The following is a 16,652-nucleotide window of genomic DNA, read 5'->3' on the forward strand; positions in this document are numbered from 1 at the left end:
AATTCCCCGTTTCTGACTCGCGGCGGGACGCTCCGGGCCCGTCGGGAGCGTCCGGCCGGCGATCCGGACGCCCGCGTCAGGACCGCCAGTACGCCGGCGTCAGCAGGACGAGCACCGGGATGATCTCCAGCCGGCCGATCCACATCATGACGACCATCAGCAGCTTCGACGAGCGCGGGAACGGGGCGTAGCTGTCGAACGGGCCCGCGAGCCCGAACGCCGGCCCGATGTTGAGGAACGTCGACGCCGCGGCCCCCATCGCCTCGAACTCCGAGAGCCGGAGCCCCACGCGAGCGGAGTCCACGACGAGCAGCACCGCCCCGAGGAAGAACCCGATGATGACGAGGAGCGTGTACGCGTAGATGTCGCGGACGGCCTCCTCCGGGACGGCGCGACCGCCCAGGCGCACGGGCCTGACCGCGTCGGGGTGGACGGTCGTGAACAGGTCCCGGCGGAACGCGCGTCCGATGACGAGCCAGCGGAGCACCTTCACCGAACACGTGGTGCTGCCCGCCATCCCGCCGGCGAACATGAGCATGAAGAGGACGTGTTTCGCGGACGCCGGCCACACCGTGTAGTCCAGCGTCGCGTAGCCGGTCGTCGTCACGATGGAGACGACCTGGAACACGGAGTCCCGGAGCGTCCTCTCGGAGACGCCGTCGGCGCCCGGCGTCACGACCAGCAGCACGAACACGAGCGCCGCCGCGCCGGCGAGCACGCCGACGTAGAAGCGGAACTCGTCGCTCCGCCTGATCCGCTCGAGGTCCCGCTGGAACAGGTGATACAGGAGGACGAAGTTCGTCGCGCCGACGACCATCACGAGCACGAACGTCCACTGGACGACCGCCGAGAAGGCGCCCGCGCTGTCCGGCCGGGGCGAGAACCCGCTCGTCGAGATGGAGGTGAACGCGTGGGCGACGGCGTCGTAGAACGTCATTTCGGGGGCGACGCCGATCAACCTGAGCGCGAACAGGAGGCCGATGGTAGCCAGCGTGAGCAGGACGTACAGCCCCCAGATGATGCGGGCGGTGTCGATGAGCCGCGGCGTGAGCTTGTTGACGTCGTCCAACTGCGACTCCGTCTCCATGAGCTGTGCGCCGCCGACGCCCAGCGTCGCCAGCACGGCCGTCGCGAGCGCGAGGATGCCGAGGCCGCCGAGCCACTGGAGGAACGACCGCCACAGCAGCAGCGACCGCGGCTGGGCGCCGAAGTCGACGAGGACGGTCGCGCCGGTCGTCGTGATGCCGCTCATCGCCTCGAAGAGCGCGTACTCGGGGGTGGAGAGCTCGCCCGCGCCGCCGAGGACGAACGGGACGGCCCCCACCAGCGCGATGCAGAGCCAGACGAGCGAGACGGCGAGGTACGCCTCCCGGGCGCCGACGTTCTCGGTGTCCCACCGGCCGACGTACTCCAGCACGGATCCCGCCGCGAGCGAGACCGCCGACGCGACGAGGTAGGGGACGAGCGTCTCGCCGTACCACAGCGCCGCGGCGACAGGCACGGCAGGCGCGAGCGCGAGCCAGCGGAGCACGCGACCCAGCAGGGCGATGCTGACGCGCCAGTCGACGCGGAGCCTCACAGTTTGGCCGTGAGGTCCGCCACCACGTCGGCCGGCGCGAACGCGACGACGTGATCGCCCGTCTCGATGACGGTGTCACCGCGGGGCGTCACGAACGAGTCGTTCCGGGTGATGGCACCGAAGACGACGCGCTCCGGGAGTTGGGCCACCGACTCCTGGATGGTCCTGCCTGCGAGGGGGCTGTCGGCCTCGATCTCGATCTCGATGACCTCCGCCTTGTGGGACTCGATGAGCGCCACGTTCTCGGCCCGGTTCTCGCGCGTGAACCGGGTGATCTCCTCGGCGACGACCGCGCGCGGGCTGATGGCGACGTCCACACCGACGGTCTCGAACAGTTCGATGTACGGGTCGCTGTCGACGATCGAGACGGTCCGTCCGACGCCGAGCCGCTTCCCGAGCAGGCACGCGAGCAGGTTCTTCTCGTCGGCGTCGAGCGCGCTCACGAGCACGTCCGCGTCGCCGACGTGTTCCCGCTCCAGGAACTCCACGTCGGTCGCGTCCGACTGGAGCACGACCGAGTCGGGGAGCAGCTCCGCGAGTTCGCGGGCCCGATCCGGATCCTGCTCTATGACCCGGACCGAGATGCCCCGGTCCTCGAACAGTCGGGCGACGTGGTAGCCGATCTCCGAGCCGCCGACGACGACCAGTTCGGACACCTCGGCCTGCTGTTCCCTGCTGGCGACGGTCGGCGCGAACCCGCGGACGCTCTCGGGGCTCCCGATGACGACGAGCCTGTCGCCCCCGCTGATGACGGTCTCGCCGGTCGGGATGACGACGTCGCCGTTCCGGAGGACTGCGACGAACGTGAGCGAGTCGAACCGGTCCGCCTCCGCGACGGTCTCTCCGACCACCTCGCTGTCGGAAGCCACCTCGAACTCGGCCATCTGTACCTTCCCGCCCGCGAAGGGGTCGACGTCCAGCGCCGCCGGGAGGCCGACGACGCGGACGACCGACTGTGCGGTGAGCAGGTTCGTACACACCATGAAGTCGATGCCGAACGCGGTCTCGGACCGGCGCCAGGTCTTCAGGTACTCGGTCGCCTTCACGCGCGCGATGGTGAACGCGTCGGTGATCGCTTTCACCGTCGAACAGGCGACGATGTTGGTCTCGTCGTCGTCGGTCGAGGCGATGACGATCTCCGCGTCCGCCACGCCGGCCTCCTCCAGCGTGTCGACCGACGTCCCGTCGCCGTTGACCGTCAGCACGTCCAGCGAGTAGGTCAGTTCCTCACACCGCTCCGAATCGCGCTCGACGACGACGACCTCGTGGGTGTCGTCGAGGTCGTCGGCGATGGACTCCCCGACCTGTCCGGCGCCGATGATGACGACGCGCATCAGGCGACCACCTCGATCATTACGTGGTGTGTCAGGCGGGGGCAGTATGAGGGTTCCGACCCCGCGACGGCCGTGACGCCCGAGAGCGCGGCCACGGTGGTCCGGTCAGCGCGTCCCGCCGTCCCCGGACGGGCCGTCCTCCGACCGCACGTCGAGTCGAACCTCCCGCTCCCTCCCCTCGAGTTCCCGGACCGCGCGCCGGACGACGCGTTCGGCCTCCTCACGGACCAGCGGCCGTACACGGTCCAGCACCCGGCCGAAGGAGACGAACCGGGGGAGCGACACGGCCGACTCGTCGGCGGACTCGGCGTCGAACCGGACCTCGAAGGTGACCCGGCTCCCCTCCTCGGCGTCGGCGGGCGCTTCAGCTGGGAGGGGCTCTAGCGGTTCGACCAGCCAGGAGCCGTGCGCGTCGACGTCCTTCGTCACGCGCCAGTCGATGCGGGTCGGGGGCTCGACGTCCGTCACCTCCGACCGGGCGGTGTAGGTGAGCTTCCACCACGAGAAGCGGAACGCGTACCGGCTCCCGGGTCCGCCGTCGCCGTGGGTACAGGACACGCGGTCGAGGTACTTCGTGTACTCCGCGTAGCTCTCGAAGTCCAGCAGGAACTCGAACGCCTCGGCCGGCGACACGTACACGTCGGTCGTGACGGCCAGTTCGTCCACGCGGGGAGGTTCGTCGGGTTCCAGGTAAGCGTTCCGGGCGGCGGACCGCCGGAGGGCGTCCCCTCCGGGACGTCGGCGGCGGACGGCACCGGCGGAAAGCGACCGCCGGGAGATTGTTAGGCCCGCCGAAAAACCGACGGGCTTATGAATGTTTAGGCAAGCCGAAAGAGCATGCATCGACGGGAGTTCGTCGCCGTCGCCGGCGGCGCGCTGACGACCGGACTGGCCGGGTGTGCGGGCTCGACCGACCCCGAAGCTGGTTCGCCCACGGATGGATCGGGCGACGGATCGACTGGGACCCCCCAGGAGTCGTCGAGCGGCTCCGGAACCGACGCGGACGGCTCCTACAGCGTCTCGATGGAGCCGGTCGGCGAGGTCACGTTCGACGAGGTCCCGGAGACCTGGGTCGCGAACAACGGAAGCTGGGCCGACATGGGCGTCGCGCTCGGGATGGAGCCGCCGAAGGGGGTCTGGCTCACCAGCCGGTACCACACGCAGTACTACGACGACATCGACGGGGTGTCCGTCGACGCGAGCGGGATGGTGGACCTGTACCAGGACGGCGTCGACAAGGAACTGTTCCTCGAACTCGACGCCGACGTCCACGTCATCGACCCCAACTTCCTGATGAACCGGTTCAAGGGGTGGGATCAGGATGACGTCGACGAGATCAGCCAGGGGGTCGCGCCGTTCTTCGGGAACAGCATCTTCTCGACCGGCTACGCCTGGCACGAGGACTACGAGTACTACGGCCTCTACGAGGCGTTCGGCAAGCTCGCGGAGGTGTTCCAGCGCACGGACCGGTACGGGGCGTTCGCGTCGCTCCACGAGGAGTTCCAGGCGTCGCTGGCGGACGTCGTTCCCCCGGAGGGCGAACGGCCCGCCGTCGCCATCATGTGGGCGGACGGCGACGAACCCGAGACGTTCTCGCCGTACCTCGTCGGCGAGGGAACCAGCTTCAAGCAGTGGCGCGACCTGGGCGTCCGGGACGCGCTCGCGGAGACGGACGTGCAGGACTTCCACAGCAACCGAGGCCGGATCGACTACGAGACGCTGCTGGAGATCGACCCCGATGTGCTGCTCTTCCGCGGACAGGAGGCCAAGACCGGGCGGGAGTTCCGCGACACCGTCGTCTCGTTCATGGAGGACCACGACGTGGCGAGTTCCCTCACGGCCGTCCGGAACGGCGACGTGTTCCGCGGCGGCCCGCTCTATCAGGGCCCCATCACCAACCTGGTCCTCACCGAACGGGCCGCCGGGCAGGTGTACGGCGTGGAGGACGAACTGTTCGACCGGAACCGGGTCGCCGGGATCGTTAACGGCGACGTCTGAGGGGCTCCCCTCGCCGGGACCTCCGGACCGAAGGCCTTTTGCCGAATTAGGGTCGCCTAAACACCATGCACTGTCGGACGGGGAGTGACCGGTGATGGCCGGGGGGACCCGGTCGCTCCGGACGGGCGCGGTGCGGGACCGTCTCACGTGGGTCGACGGCCCGCTCGTCACCGTCGTGCTGGGGAGCCTTCTGATCGCGTTCTCGGCCGGACTCGTCCAGGTCAGCTTCGGCGACTACACGATGTCGATTCCCGCCGCCTGGCGCGCGGTGTTCGATCCGGTCGTCTGGACGAACCCGCAGTTCTTCCTCCGCCTGTTCCTGGGCGACGCGCTCGGAACGGAAGTCGCGCGGGCGGTCGGCCTCTCGACGGCGGCGGTCGAACTGTCCCGGGAAACGCTGGTCGTGTGGCGCATCCGGATGCCCCGCGTCGTGGTCGCGGCGTTCGTCGGCGCGAACCTCGCCGTCTCCGGCGCGGTGTTCCAGGCCGTGACCCGGAACGAACTCGCCTCCCCCTACATCCTCGGCGTCTCCTCCGGCGCGGGGCTCGCGATCCTCCTCACGCTGATCGTCTTCAGCACCCTCACGCGGTTCCTCCCGCTCATCGCCGCGCTCGGCGGCATGCTCGCCTTCCTGGTGGTGTACGCCATCGCCTGGAGGGGCGGGACCAGCCCCGTCAGGCTGGTGCTCGCCGGCGTGATCGTCTCGACCGTCTTCCAGTCGCTCCAGACCGGCCTGTTCCTCGTCGCGGACGACCTGGCGGTGGTCCAGACGGCCATCGCGTGGACGACCGGATCGCTCACCGGCGTCGACTGGGAGCAGGTGCGGATCTCGCTTCCGTGGACGGTCGTCGCGCTCGCGCTCGCGCTCGTCGGTTCGCGACAGCTCAACGTCCTCCTCCTCGGCGAGCGCACCGCGAGGTCGCTCGGAATGCGCGTCGAACGGACCCGCTTTCTGCTGTCGGGCGTCGCCATCCTCGCCGCCTCGACCGCGATCGCCGTGGCCGGGATCGTCAGCTTCGTCGGCCTCATCGTCCCGCACATGGTCCGCCAACTCGTCGGAAGCGACTACAAGCGGCTCGTCGTCGGCTGTCTGTTCGTGGGTCCGGCGCTGATGACCGTCGCCGACGCGGGCGCCCGGCTCGCGCTGCCCTCCGGGCAGGTTCCGGTCGGGATCGTCACGGGTCTCATCGGCGGCCCGTACTTCCTCTACCTGATGCGGAGAACGGAGGCGCTGGGGGACCTATGAGTTCCCTCGGCGACCCCGACGGCGACGACGCGACCGGGGCCGACGGCGGCGGGACGACCCCTCGGAACCGTCGCGGAGCGGCCGACAGCCCGGAGCTGTACGTGGACGACGTCGCGCTCTCCTACGGGGCCGGCGAGCCGGTCGTCGAGGCGGAGACGCTGGTCGTTCCTGCGGGCGAGGTGACCGCCCTGGTCGGCCCGAACGGGAGCGGGAAGTCGACGCTCCTGCGGGCGATGGCCGGGGAGAAGGGACCCGACCGCGGGTCGGTGCTGCTCGACGGCCGCGAGGTGGACGCGTTCGGCGCCAAGGAGCTCGCCCGCACGCTCGGCATGCTCTCCCAGGAGAACGTGGCGCCCGACTCGACGTCCGTCCGCGAACTCGCGATGCACGGCCGCTACCCGCACCGGAGCTTCTTCGAACCGGTCGACGAGGGCGACGAGCGCGCCGTCGACCGCGCGCTGGGGCTCGTCGGGGTCGAACCGCTCGCGGACCGGGCGGTGGGCGACCTCTCGGGCGGGCAGAAACAGCTCGCCTGGCTCGCGATGGTGCTGGCACAGGAGACGGACGTGCTGCTGCTGGACGAGCCGACGACGTACCTCGACCTCCACCACCAGCTTCGGGTGCTCGAGGCCGTCCGCGAACTGAACGACGAGCGCGGCGTCACCGTCGCGGTGGTCCTCCACGACGTCGGCCAGGCGGCCAGGTTCGCGGACAACCTCGTCGCGCTGAAGGACGGCGAGCCGTACGACTGGGGCCCGCCCGACGAGGTGGTGACGACCGACCTCGTGCGCGAGGTGTTCGGCGTCGAGGCCGACGTCGGGTTCGGACCCGAGGGGCCGACGGTCACCCCCCGGCGCCCGCTCGGCGAGGGGTCGGACTGACCGTCCGTCCGACCGACCGTCGGCGCGCCCCGCCCGTCCCTCGACGAGCGCCGGGCGCCGTCCGTCGAGTGAAAGCCGGGGAACATAAGGCGGTCCGTCGGGTTTCGATTCGTAACGGATGAGCGCGGACGACGCGAGCGTCTTCGACGTCTACCGGGACCGCGTGAGTCGTCCCCTCCATCGGCTGTTCACGGAGTACGGCACCGACGAGTGGCGCTGGCTCGTGCTGGGGATGACCGCGAACGTCGTCGCCCGGGCGGCCAGCCTGCTCCCGCCGGTCGTGCTCGGCGCCGCCATCGACAGCTCCTTCCAGGGCGACGACCCGTACGCGCTCCCGCTGGTCCCCGCGTCGCTGCTCCCGACGGACGCGCCCGACGCCGAACAGTTCTGGTTCTCGGCGGCGCTCATCGTCGGGGCGTTCCTTGTGACCGCCGTGCTGACCTGGGTGTACGGCGTCGCCGCGAACAACTTCGCCCACAGCGTGATGCACGCGGTCCGAACCGACTCGTACGCGAAGATGCAGGACCTGGACATGTGGTTCTTCGACGGCAAACAGACCGGGGAGGTGATGTCCGTCCTGAACAACGACGCGACGAACCTCGAGCGGTTCCTCGACGACGCGCTTCAGAACTCCGTCCGCATCGGCGTGATGCTCGTCGGCATCGGGATCGTGCTGTTCCTCGAGAACGCCCAGCTCGCCGCGCTCACCCTCGTCGCCGTCCCGGCGATGGTCGGGTTCACCTACTGGTTCATGAAGGCGGTCGAGCCGCGCTACGCCGCCCAACGCGAGGCGGTCGCCGACCTCAACACCCGACTGGAGAACGCGCTCGGCGGCATCCGGCTCGTGAAGTCGACGGGGAGCGAGGCGTACGAGACCGACCGCGTCCGCCGGAGTTCGCTCGCCTACTACCGGAGGACGCTCTCGATGCTCCGGCTGAACTACGTCTACCGGCCGGGGATGGAACTGCTGGCCGGCGTCTCCTTCGCGGTCACCTTCGTCGTCGGGGGCATCTGGCTCATCGGCGGGACGGCGCCGGGGCCGCTCTCCGGCGATCTGACGGCGGGCGCGTTCGTCACGTTCCTCTTTCTCTCCCAGCGGTTCGTCACGCCGCTGGCGGAGGTGTCCAACATCGTCTCCCAGTACGAGAACGCGAAGGCGTCGTGTGAGCGCGTGTTCGGCCTGCAGGACGTCCCGCGGCGGGTGACCGACGAGCCGGACGCGCTGGAACTGGACGACGTCGAGGGCGCCGTCGAGTACGACGGCGTCTCGTTCCGGTACGCGGACGGCGACCCCGCCGACGCCGGGTCGACCCCGGTCGAACCGGCGCGTGCGGACGGCGGTTCCCCGGAAGACGGTCCCTCCGAGGGCGGCCCCCGGGAGGACGGGCGTACGGACGGCGGCGACGACTGGATCCTTCGGGACGTCGACTTCGCGGTCGAGCCGGGCGAGACGGTCGCGCTCGTCGGGCCGACCGGGGCGGGGAAGTCGACGCTCCTGAAGCTGCTGTTGCGCCTGTACGACGTGAACCGCGGCGCGGTCCGGGTGGACGGCCACGACGTGCGCGAGGTGACCGCGCGGAGCCTCCGCCGGTCGGTGGGCTACGTGAGCCAGGACACGTTCCTCTTCGACGGGACCGTGGCCGAGAACGTGCTGTACGGCACGTTCGGTTCGGCGGGCGCCCGGGGCGGGAACGGAGAGGTCGCCGAGGTGCAGGGGGACGTCGAGGCCGCCGCGAAGGCCGCGGAGGCCCACGAGTTCATCCGGAACCTGCCGGAGGCCTACGACACCGAGGTCGGCGAGCGCGGCGTGAAGCTCTCGGGCGGCCAGCGTCAGCGGCTCTCCATCGCCCGGACCGTCCTCCAGGACCCCGACGTCCTCGTGCTCGACGAGGCGACCTCCGCGGTGGACACCGAGACCGAGCTGCTCATCCAGCGCTCGCTCGACAGGCTGGCGGCCGACCGCACCACGTTCGTCATCGCACACCGGCTCTCGACGGTGAAGGACGCCGACGAGATACTCGTCCTCGAGGGCGGCGAGGTGGTCGAACGTGGGGTGCACGAGGAACTCCTCTCGGCGGACGGGCTGTACGCGAAGCTCTGGGGCGTGCAGGCCGGCGAGATCGAGTCGCTCCCCGAGTCGTTCGTCCAGCGCGCCAGGGAACGGCAGGCGGAGACCGTCCCCCCGAACGAGGACGACTGAACGTGTCGAGCGGGGGCCGTTCGTCGGGCGGGTACGGACGGGTGGGAAGGTGACGGGTGGACGACCGGGGGCGCTCCCCCGGTTCAGATGTCGTCGACGAGTTCGCCCAACCGATCGGTGGGGATCGCGCGCATCGTCTGGGTGTCGAGCCCGTGTCGCTCGATCGCCATCGCGATCTGCATGGCCGCGTCCTCCTCGTCCACCTCGAAGGTGACGACGAAGTCGTACCCGCCCACGAGCGCGTAGCTGTCGAGGAGTTCGCCGCCGAGCTTCTCGACGTCCTCGCGGATGTCGCCCCAGATGGACACGAGCTCCTGGGGGTTCTGGAACTCCTGTTCGTTCACGTCGGCCAGCGCGATGTACGTGGACACGTGCCGGAAGTCGGTCCCCGGAATCATATGTCTTGTTTCCCCGAAACGACACTCGAGGAGGCGTTCCCGCACACGCCGCCGGGAAGCGGAGGGCGAACCGATCGGCGGGTCGCGCCGGCGGGAACCCGTCCGGCTACAGCGGCTTCCCCATCGTCCCCGTCAGCACGTCGTCGGGGCCGAGTTCCTCGTCGGCGTCCCAGCTCTGCTCGCCCGGCGTCTCGTGGTTCAGTTCGAGCACCGTCAGCCCCTTCCCGATGTCCGACCCGACGGTGTACCGACGGGGGCCGGCGGTCGGGAGGTCCACGGCCGCCCAGTAGGCCGTTCCGGGGGCGGCGAACCCGGCGAGGTGTCGGGGGTCGCCTGGGTCCTCGATGTCGTAGGCGTGGATCCCGCCCTGGTAGAACGACGCGAACACCTTCGAGTCGGTCACGTCGAAGTTGTGGCTCGTGCGGAGCGCGTCCGCGGGGCGGTCGGGCGCGGGGATGTATCCGACGTGCCCCTCGTGGGGATCGCCCGGTTCCGAGTCGGTCGACAGGTCGCCGGTGTCGAAGATCCGGATTCCGCCGTGGTCGCCCGGGACTACCGCGTCCTCGTACGGGCCCGGGAACGTCTCCGCGCCCACGAGGGTGTACTCCCCGTCCGGCGTCGGCCGGACGTAGTGGGCGTTCGTCTCGTGGCCCCCGAGGTAGCGCTCGTACTGCTCGACGGCGTCCTCCGGTCGCTCGCCGGCGTCGTCGGCCGCGCCGAAGTGGGCCACCGCGCGCGGGTCCGTCGGGTCGGAGACGTCCGCGACGACGACGCCCGCGTCCCAGAAGCACATGTACGCGAGGTCGTCCTGGACGTAGATGTCGTGGATCGGGTTGACCCCCGCGTCGGCCATGTCGGGATGGCGGTCGCGCAACATCCACGCACCCCCCGATCCTCGTTCGTCACCCTCGAGGCTCACGGGGTTCTCGGGGTCGGAGACGTCCACGATCACCATTCTGGCGTACGCGAAGCTGTCGTTGATACAGAGGTACGCGTAGTCGTCCTCGAGATAGCAGTTGTGGACGCCGCTCGCGGCGTCGTAGAACGAGAGTTCGACCGGGACCGCGGGGTCGCTCACGTCGAAGAACGTCACCCCGCCGGCGCTCCCATCGTCCGCGAGGCCGGCGACGTCGCCGGCGACCTTGACGTCCTTGTTGTCGTCGCCGTGGCCCGGCGCCGTCCCGCCGAGCAACGGGGCGGTCGGATCGGAGAGGTCGACCGTGGCGATGGACGCGCCGTTGGCGGTGTACGCCCAGTCGTCCTGCACGACGACCTCCTGTGCGCCCGCGTCGAGTGCCTCGCCGGCGAGTTCGTAGTTCCAGGTCGATTCGCCCGCGACGCTCCCGCTGGCGGCGGTCGCGCCCGCGAGCGCGACGCCGGATGCCTTCAGGAACGTACGCCTGTCGAAGTGTCTTGAGTGCTCAGTCATGATTCAGTGTCCGTGAGTTCGACTTCGTCGAAGTCGGCGAATTCGCCCCGTTCGGCCCGCCGGACCGCGGCCTCCGCGTTCACGAAGCCCGCGCCGACGTTCCAGGGGGTGTACGATCCGTGGACGGCCTCGGCCGTCGCCTCGAGGACGTTGATCACGTCCACGGGCGACCACTCGCGACCGTTCATCCTCGCGGCGTCTATCAGCAGGGTGGCGACGCCCGCGGTCACCGGCGTCGCCATCGACGTGCCGGTCATCGGCGTGTAGTAGGGCTCCTCGTCGGGTTCGAGTGCGTCCAGCGGGTCGGTCGGTCCGACCGTGGACACCAACGAGTTGCCGGGCGTCCCGACGGCCGGCCGGTACACCCCGACCGGCCGGAACTGCTCGGGTTCGCCCCTGATCTGCTCGAAGCCCTCGTAGTCGATCTCGTAGGTGACGGCGACGTTCGCGGCGGGTTCGAGCTCGATCCAGTAGGTCTCGCCCCCGGTGACGTCGGTCGTCAGCGTGTAGTGCTGGTAGACCGGCTCCTCGCCCATCTTGCCCACCTCGGTGCCGTCCCGGCTGCCCTCGTGGACGGTCACCGTGATCTGCTCGCCGTCGGGGGTGAGATCGAGCGTCAGCGCCAGGACGTCGGCCCCGTTCGGGGCCTCCCAGGCGTGGTAGTCGCTCCCCGTCCCGGAGGGTCCGAGTTCGCCGTCCCACGTCCCGGAGTCGAGGGTGCGCTCTTCGTTGGTCATCGCCGCGTGGAACCGGCCGAGGTTTCCCAGCGCCGTCCGGCGGTCGTAGTTGGTCTCGCGGTCCTCGTCGGGGGTGCGGCCGCGCGAGGAGAACTCCGTCACCTCCCGGTCGTCGTCCGTCGCGGCGACGCAGAGCACGTGGGGCGCCTTCGCGAACCGGTTGAGCGTGTCGACGGCCGGGCCGTCGTTGCCCGCGGCGAACGCGACGACCATCCCGCGGCGGTACGCCTCCCAGGTGGCCACGTTCACCGGGTCGTCGGGGTTGTACCGGACGTCCCGGGCGACCCCGTAGGAGTTCGAGACCACGTCCGGGTCGAAGTCCACGTCGGGGTCGTCGGCACGCGCGAGGACGTGGTCCCACGCGCCGACGACGTACGGCAGGTACTGGGTGGCGTTCGTCGAGTACACCGACAGGCGCGCGCCGGGGGCCATCCCGCGGTACCGGCCGTCGCTCGCGCCCCCGTCGCCGGCGATGGTCCCCGAGACGTGGGTCCCGTGACCCAGGTCGTCCGTGTCGGCGTCGGCTCCGAGGTCCACCCAGTCCGCGTCCGGACTCCCGAGCGGGTCGTCGACCCACTGCCAGTTCGACTCGATCCGCCCCTCGAAGTCCGGGTGCGGTCCGCTGAACCCGCTGTCGATGACGGCCACGTCCACGCCCGATCCGTCGTAGCCGAGGTCGCTGGCGGCATCGACCCCCACCAGGCCGCGCGCGTCGTCGTCGTAGTACTCCAGTTCGACCGCCTTCCGGACCCGCCGGACGCCGTCCCAGCCCGCGACCGTCCGAACCTGGCCGCTCGTCAGGGCCGTGTAGGCCATCGACAGCATCCGATACTCGTAGATCCCCTCCCGGAGGTCGAGGTCCCCGGACAGCCGGGCGACCGACTCGTCGTCGGCGAAGACGACGATCACCTCGTGGAGCGCGTCCGAAGCCGAGAGGTCGAGCCGGTCGTCCACGGTCCCGGCGGCCCTCGCCGTGTCCGCGGCGAGCGGCAGGGCCGCCGTGGCACCGAGCGCGCCACCCGCTTTCAGCACCGTGCGTCTGTCGTATCGCCTGCGCGGCTCGTCAGTCATGGCGGGCGGAGGAAACCGGCCTCATTCGTCGACCCTCTCGAGCACGTCGCCGACGCGGTCGCTGTCGCGGGTGAGCAGGCCGCCGAGCCCCGCCGCACCCGCCGCCAGTCCGAGCCTGCTCTTGAGGTCGTCGCCGCTGCTGTCGGGCTTGAACCGGAGCGCGTAGACGCCTGTGTTGGCGTCCGAGACGTAGGTGACGCCGTTCTGCGCGACGGCCGCCCACGTGAACGGCGCGGCGTGGTTCAGCCCCTCCATCTTCGACTCCTCGGGGACGGCCTCGGCCGCCTGGAAGTAGCCCTTCTCGGCCAGCGTCCAGTCGCCCTCGTCGATCCGCAGGAACCGCGTGCCGCCGTGGTAGTGGCCGAGGTGGACGTACCCCCGCTCGGTGACGTTGAAGTTGTGTGGGCTGAGGGTGAAGTTCTCGAACGTCACGTTCGACTTCCACTCCCACTCGTCGAGTTTCTCGACGTTGTCCGAGCCGTCGAACCCGTCATCGAGTCCGTCGGCGTCCAGCAGGTACACCTTCCCGCTGGAGCCGTCCTCCTGACCGGAGATCTCCTGACCGGCGACGACGACCCGCTTGCCGTCGACGTACGTCGGGGTCGGCTCGGCGTAGTGGGCCGCGCCCATCGAGAAGTGCCCCAGGGGCTGGATGTCCGTCGGGTCCGAGAGGTCAAGCGCCCACAGTCCCTGGTCCCAGTAGGAGAGGTAGCCGACGGGCCCGTCCAGCCGCTCGTCGTCCTGAACCGTGATGTCGTGAATGTAGTTCGTACCGCCGGTCCCCAGGTCGGGGAGGTTGCCGTCGACGTTCCACTCGTTGACGAGCACGAGCGCCCCCGTCGTTCGGTCGAACCGGAACACGTAGAGGGCGGCCGACCCGTCGTTTAGGTCCTTCACGCCGAACACGTACTCCGCGCCGCCGATGCGGTGGTACCAGGAGTTGTGCGGCCCGGTGTCCCAGCCGTCGTACGTGCCCACGACGAGGGGATTCTCCGGGTCGGAGACGTCGACCGCCTGCAAGGCGGCCGCGCTCACCGTGGTGGCGTCGCCGTCGTCGGCGTCGGCGGTCGGGTCGGTCTCGCCGAACAGCGCGGTGTAGGGCTGCTTGCTGATGAAGACGTAGTCGCCGTCGTCGCTGACCTTCACGTCCATCACGGCCGAGGCGTCGTTGTCGTTCCGGAGGAACGAGACGACCTCGAGTTCGGCCTCACGGAGTTCGCTGGCGTTCTCGGCGTCCTCGAACGCCGAGACGTCGAGGATCGCGAGGCCGCGGTTGTTCGTCGGGTCCTTCGAGGAGAAGACCGAGACGTAGGCGTGGTCGCCCTCGACCCGGATCTCCGAGAGCGCGCCGTAGTGCGGGCTGGTGGCGCGCCCGCTCTCGCTCGAGGGGCCCACGTCGCCGACGCTGTGGTAGTCGAGCAGGTCGACGTTGTTCGTCGCGCCGTGGATCCCCCCGTCCGCGTGGCCGTGGTCGCCGTCGTCGGTCGACTCGCCCGACGAACCGTACTCGTGGGCGCTCGCGGTACCGGTGGTCGCGGCGAGCGCCACCCCGACCGTGCCCGCTCGAAGCAGGTCGCGTCGCGCGATCCCCGGTTCGGTCGGTCGGCCGTCGCCCCTCGCGGCGGGTTCACGCATCGATCGTCCCCCCCTGCGTTCGCCCCGCGGTTCGCCACGACGGGTCGTCCCCCGCGGAGCGACGGCCACGTGTACGCGGTGCTCGACGTGCCCTCGACCGCCCCGTCGCTACCGGACGAGACCGACCGGACGCCCGCCGGCGTACGGGACTCCGGTCCACGATTCCCCCCTGTTCCGGGACCGTCCGTCCATCGGTACCGGGAGTGTTCCCCAGCATCGACCGCTGATCCCGCTCCAAGGACTTAAAAACAACTGAAGAAAAGTTAAATGTAATTCCACCGTCCGTCTCAGTTTCGGTCGTCGCGACCGCCGACGATCGGCCGGCGCCGATCGGTGGTCACACCTTTGTCGGTCCCCTCGAACCGGTCGAACCATGACGGACGTCACCACCGACGATGCCACCGCCGACTGCGATGTTCTCGTCGCCGGCGGCGGGGTCTCCGGGCTCACCGCGGCGACGTACACGGCCCGTGCCGGCCTTCGAACGCTCGTCGTCTCGGGCGAAGAGTCGATCCTCCGGCGCAACGCTCACCTGGAGAACTTCCCCGGCTTCCCGGCCGGCGTGAACCCGCGGCTGTTCGCGGACATGCTCCGCGACCAGGCCGGGCGAAACGGCGCCGAACTGGTCGGGGGGACCGTCGAGGACCTCGCGGGCACGGAAGGCGAGTTCGTGGCCACCCTGTCCGACGGGAGGACGGTCACCGCGGCGCGGGTCGTGGCGGCGTCGTGGTCGGACGCGGACTACCTGGACGGACTCGGCGTCGAGATACGGGACGCCGGGAGCAAGCGCTACGTCGCCGTCGACGGCGTCGGCCGGACGTCGGTCGCGGGCGTCTACGTCGCGGGGCGACTCGCGGAGAAGTACCACCAGGCGGTCGTCGCGGCCGGACACGGCGCCGAGGCGGGGATCACGCTCGTCCACGACGCGGAGGTTCCCTACTACCACGACTGGGTCGCCCCCGAAGGGTACTTCACGGACCGCGGGCGGGAGGTGCCGCCGGGCTGTGAGGAGATCGACGCCGGCGAGCGGGACCACAGGGAGGCCGAGTCCCGCGAGACGATGCGCGAGTACTTCGCGGAACCGCACGACCAGCGCCAGCGCACCCACCCCAGTCTGGTCGACGACGAGCGGGGGCGCGTGGACGCCGACTGGGAGGGGGACGACGGCTGATCGGCACCCCTCGAACGCCGACTGATCACCCGGCGACCGTGCCTCACGAGCGTCCGACCGGCGACGCTCCGCCGTCGAGTCGACCGGCGGTCGTGCGTATCGCGCGATCGGTGGTCGTGGTACCTCGGCCCTCGCAAGTGTTATCCCCGACTCGGGACTACGTTCGTTCGCAATGGCAAACGGTAAGGTTGACTTCTTCAACGACACGGGCGGTTACGGTTTCATTTCGACTGACGACGACGGCGTCGACGACGACGAGGACGTCTTCTTCCACATGGAGGACGTCGGCGGCGACGACCTCGAGGAGGGTCAGGAAGTCGAGTTCGACATCGAATCATCCCCCAAGGGACCGCGCGCGACGAACCTCGTCCGCAAGTAACGACGAACGTCGCCCGTCGCTCGCGGCGACGGCTGATGACTCAGTTCTTTCGCGCCACTACGTGCCGTAGCTGAGGGTGTTCGTCCGCTCCGTCGTCGTCCGCTCCCGACCGGCGTGTTCGAATCCGTCCGAGGGACCGCCTCGAACGACGCGTCCCCTGGAGCGGATCCCCGCTTCCGCCTCCCTCAAGTGGCGATGGTGGCGGACCCGTCGTTCGGGGGTGGGTGCCGTTCAGGCGGACGTGGAACCGCGATTCCAGCCGGGGTCGTGCCCGGTCTGGTCGATGAGGTCGGACCGGCACGCCGGGCAGTAGTCGGGGGTGACCGACTCCCCCCGGGGGACGTACACCGCGCCGCCGCACTTCACGCACGCGTCCGCGACGATGGTCGCACAGTCCGCACAGACGTTGAAGTCGTCGACCGTGAGATCGCGCAGGGGTTCGAGTTGTTTGTCCAGAGTGTACTCGTCGATGACCGCCTGGCAGCGTTGGCACGGTTTCATGGCGATGCACGTGTCCCAACGTGGCCGCACCCTAAATACCTGCTTCCGGAAACCGACGGACCCACCGTCCCCGGTTCGAGCCGTCCCGTTTCG

General features: G+C 69.9%; 14 protein-coding genes. 6 read left to right on the plus strand and 8 right to left on the minus strand.

Annotated elements, in window-relative coordinates:
* Nucleotides 1-76: 76 nt before the first annotated feature.
* From HUG12_RS14610 to HUG12_RS14620, 3 genes are all read right to left on the minus strand, one after another.
* Nucleotides 77-1,579, minus strand: coding sequence for a TrkH family potassium uptake protein (locus HUG12_RS14610; RefSeq protein WP_179269479.1), 1,503 nt, complete (start codon nucleotides 1,577-1,579; stop codon nucleotides 77-79).
* Nucleotides 1,576-2,913 (minus strand): Trk system potassium transporter TrkA, encoded by a 1,338-nt coding sequence (gene trkA, locus HUG12_RS14615; RefSeq protein ID WP_179269480.1) that lies wholly within the window; start codon nucleotides 2,911-2,913, stop codon nucleotides 1,576-1,578. The genes HUG12_RS14610 and trkA overlap by 4 nt, the downstream gene beginning before the upstream one ends.
* A gap of 105 nt (nucleotides 2,914-3,018) precedes the next feature.
* Nucleotides 3,019-3,579, minus strand: coding sequence for an SRPBCC family protein (locus HUG12_RS14620; RefSeq protein ID WP_179269481.1), 561 nt, complete (start codon nucleotides 3,577-3,579; stop codon nucleotides 3,019-3,021).
* 171 nt (nucleotides 3,580-3,750) lie between these two features.
* Here HUG12_RS14620 and HUG12_RS14625 point away from each other — a divergent pair, with 171 nt between their 5' ends.
* From HUG12_RS14625 to HUG12_RS14640, 4 genes are all read left to right on the plus strand, one after another.
* Complete coding sequence (locus tag HUG12_RS14625) at nucleotides 3,751-4,911, plus strand: ABC transporter substrate-binding protein (protein ID WP_179269482.1); 1,161 nt, start codon at nucleotides 3,751-3,753, stop codon at nucleotides 4,909-4,911.
* A 94-nt stretch (nucleotides 4,912-5,005) separates the two neighbouring features.
* Nucleotides 5,006-6,157: a FecCD family ABC transporter permease gene (locus HUG12_RS14630; RefSeq protein WP_179269483.1), complete on the plus strand. Its 1,152-nt coding sequence runs from the start codon at nucleotides 5,006-5,008 to the stop codon at nucleotides 6,155-6,157.
* Nucleotides 6,154-7,038 (plus strand): ABC transporter ATP-binding protein, encoded by an 885-nt coding sequence (locus HUG12_RS14635; protein WP_179269484.1) that lies wholly within the window; start codon nucleotides 6,154-6,156, stop codon nucleotides 7,036-7,038. Before HUG12_RS14630 ends, HUG12_RS14635 begins: the two co-directional genes overlap by 4 nt.
* 118 nt (nucleotides 7,039-7,156) lie before the next feature.
* On the plus strand, nucleotides 7,157-9,238 hold the full coding sequence (locus tag HUG12_RS14640) for an ABC transporter ATP-binding protein (protein ID WP_179269485.1): 2,082 nt from the start codon (nucleotides 7,157-7,159) through the stop codon (nucleotides 9,236-9,238).
* Between the two features lie 83 nt (nucleotides 9,239-9,321).
* On the opposite strand, the gene HUG12_RS14645 is transcribed toward HUG12_RS14640, so the two are convergent.
* From HUG12_RS14645 to HUG12_RS14660, 4 genes are all read right to left on the minus strand, one after another.
* The gene (locus HUG12_RS14645; protein ID WP_179269486.1) at nucleotides 9,322-9,609 is read right to left on the minus strand and encodes a GYD domain-containing protein; all 288 of its coding nucleotides are present in this window, start codon (nucleotides 9,607-9,609) and stop codon (nucleotides 9,322-9,324) included.
* A 133-nt stretch (nucleotides 9,610-9,742) separates the two neighbouring features.
* Complete coding sequence (locus HUG12_RS14650) at nucleotides 9,743-11,065, minus strand: hypothetical protein (protein WP_179269487.1); 1,323 nt, start codon at nucleotides 11,063-11,065, stop codon at nucleotides 9,743-9,745.
* Nucleotides 11,062-12,873, minus strand: coding sequence for a S8 family serine peptidase (locus HUG12_RS14655; protein WP_179269488.1), 1,812 nt, complete (start codon nucleotides 12,871-12,873; stop codon nucleotides 11,062-11,064). Before HUG12_RS14655 ends, HUG12_RS14650 begins: the two co-directional genes overlap by 4 nt.
* A 21-nt stretch (nucleotides 12,874-12,894) precedes the next feature.
* Nucleotides 12,895-14,508: an LVIVD repeat-containing protein gene (locus HUG12_RS14660; protein WP_179269489.1), complete on the minus strand. Its 1,614-nt coding sequence runs from the start codon at nucleotides 14,506-14,508 to the stop codon at nucleotides 12,895-12,897.
* Between the two features lie 373 nt (nucleotides 14,509-14,881).
* Here HUG12_RS14660 and HUG12_RS14665 point away from each other — a divergent pair, with 373 nt between their 5' ends.
* Both HUG12_RS14665 and HUG12_RS14670 read left to right on the plus strand, forming a co-directional pair.
* The gene (locus HUG12_RS14665) at nucleotides 14,882-15,679 is read left to right on the plus strand and encodes an FAD-dependent oxidoreductase (protein WP_179269490.1); all 798 of its coding nucleotides are present in this window, start codon (nucleotides 14,882-14,884) and stop codon (nucleotides 15,677-15,679) included.
* A gap of 172 nt (nucleotides 15,680-15,851) precedes the next feature.
* Nucleotides 15,852-16,058, plus strand: coding sequence for a cold-shock protein (locus tag HUG12_RS14670; protein ID WP_179269491.1), 207 nt, complete (start codon nucleotides 15,852-15,854; stop codon nucleotides 16,056-16,058).
* Between the two features lie 231 nt (nucleotides 16,059-16,289).
* Here HUG12_RS14670 and HUG12_RS14675 read toward each other — a convergent pair whose 3' ends face one another.
* Nucleotides 16,290-16,559, minus strand: a complete 270-nt coding sequence (locus HUG12_RS14675) for a DUF7571 family protein (protein ID WP_179269492.1) — start codon at nucleotides 16,557-16,559, stop codon at nucleotides 16,290-16,292.
* Between the last annotated feature and the right edge of the window lie 93 nt (nucleotides 16,560-16,652).

It is taken from the genome of Halorarum salinum (assembly GCF_013402875.1).
GTDB lineage: Archaea > Halobacteriota > Halobacteria > Halobacteriales > Haloferacaceae > Halorarum > Halorarum salinum.

Excerpts from the sequence above, each read along its gene's own strand:
- HUG12_RS14635 (WP_179269484.1), top strand. The coding sequence starts at position 6,154 with ATGAGTTCCCTCGGCGACCCCGACGGCGACGACGCGACCGGGGCCGAC.
- HUG12_RS14660 (WP_179269489.1), bottom strand. The coding sequence starts at position 14,508 with ATGCGTGAACCCGCCGCGAGGGGCGACGGCCGACCGACCGAACCGGGG.
- HUG12_RS14650 (WP_179269487.1), bottom strand. The coding sequence starts at position 11,065 with ATGACTGAGCACTCAAGACACTTCGACAGGCGTACGTTCCTGAAGGCA.
- HUG12_RS14630 (WP_179269483.1), top strand. The coding sequence starts at position 5,006 with ATGGCCGGGGGGACCCGGTCGCTCCGGACGGGCGCGGTGCGGGACCGT.
- trkA (WP_179269480.1), bottom strand. The coding sequence starts at position 2,913 with ATGCGCGTCGTCATCATCGGCGCCGGACAGGTCGGGGAGTCCATCGCC.
- HUG12_RS14625 (WP_179269482.1), top strand. The coding sequence starts at position 3,751 with ATGCATCGACGGGAGTTCGTCGCCGTCGCCGGCGGCGCGCTGACGACC.
- HUG12_RS14655 (WP_179269488.1), bottom strand. The coding sequence starts at position 12,873 with ATGACTGACGAGCCGCGCAGGCGATACGACAGACGCACGGTGCTGAAA.
- HUG12_RS14675 (WP_179269492.1), bottom strand. The coding sequence starts at position 16,559 with ATGAAACCGTGCCAACGCTGCCAGGCGGTCATCGACGAGTACACTCTG.
- HUG12_RS14665 (WP_179269490.1), top strand. The coding sequence starts at position 14,882 with ATGACGGACGTCACCACCGACGATGCCACCGCCGACTGCGATGTTCTC.
- HUG12_RS14670 (WP_179269491.1), top strand. The coding sequence starts at position 15,852 with ATGGCAAACGGTAAGGTTGACTTCTTCAACGACACGGGCGGTTACGGT.
- HUG12_RS14640 (WP_179269485.1), top strand. The coding sequence starts at position 7,157 with ATGAGCGCGGACGACGCGAGCGTCTTCGACGTCTACCGGGACCGCGTG.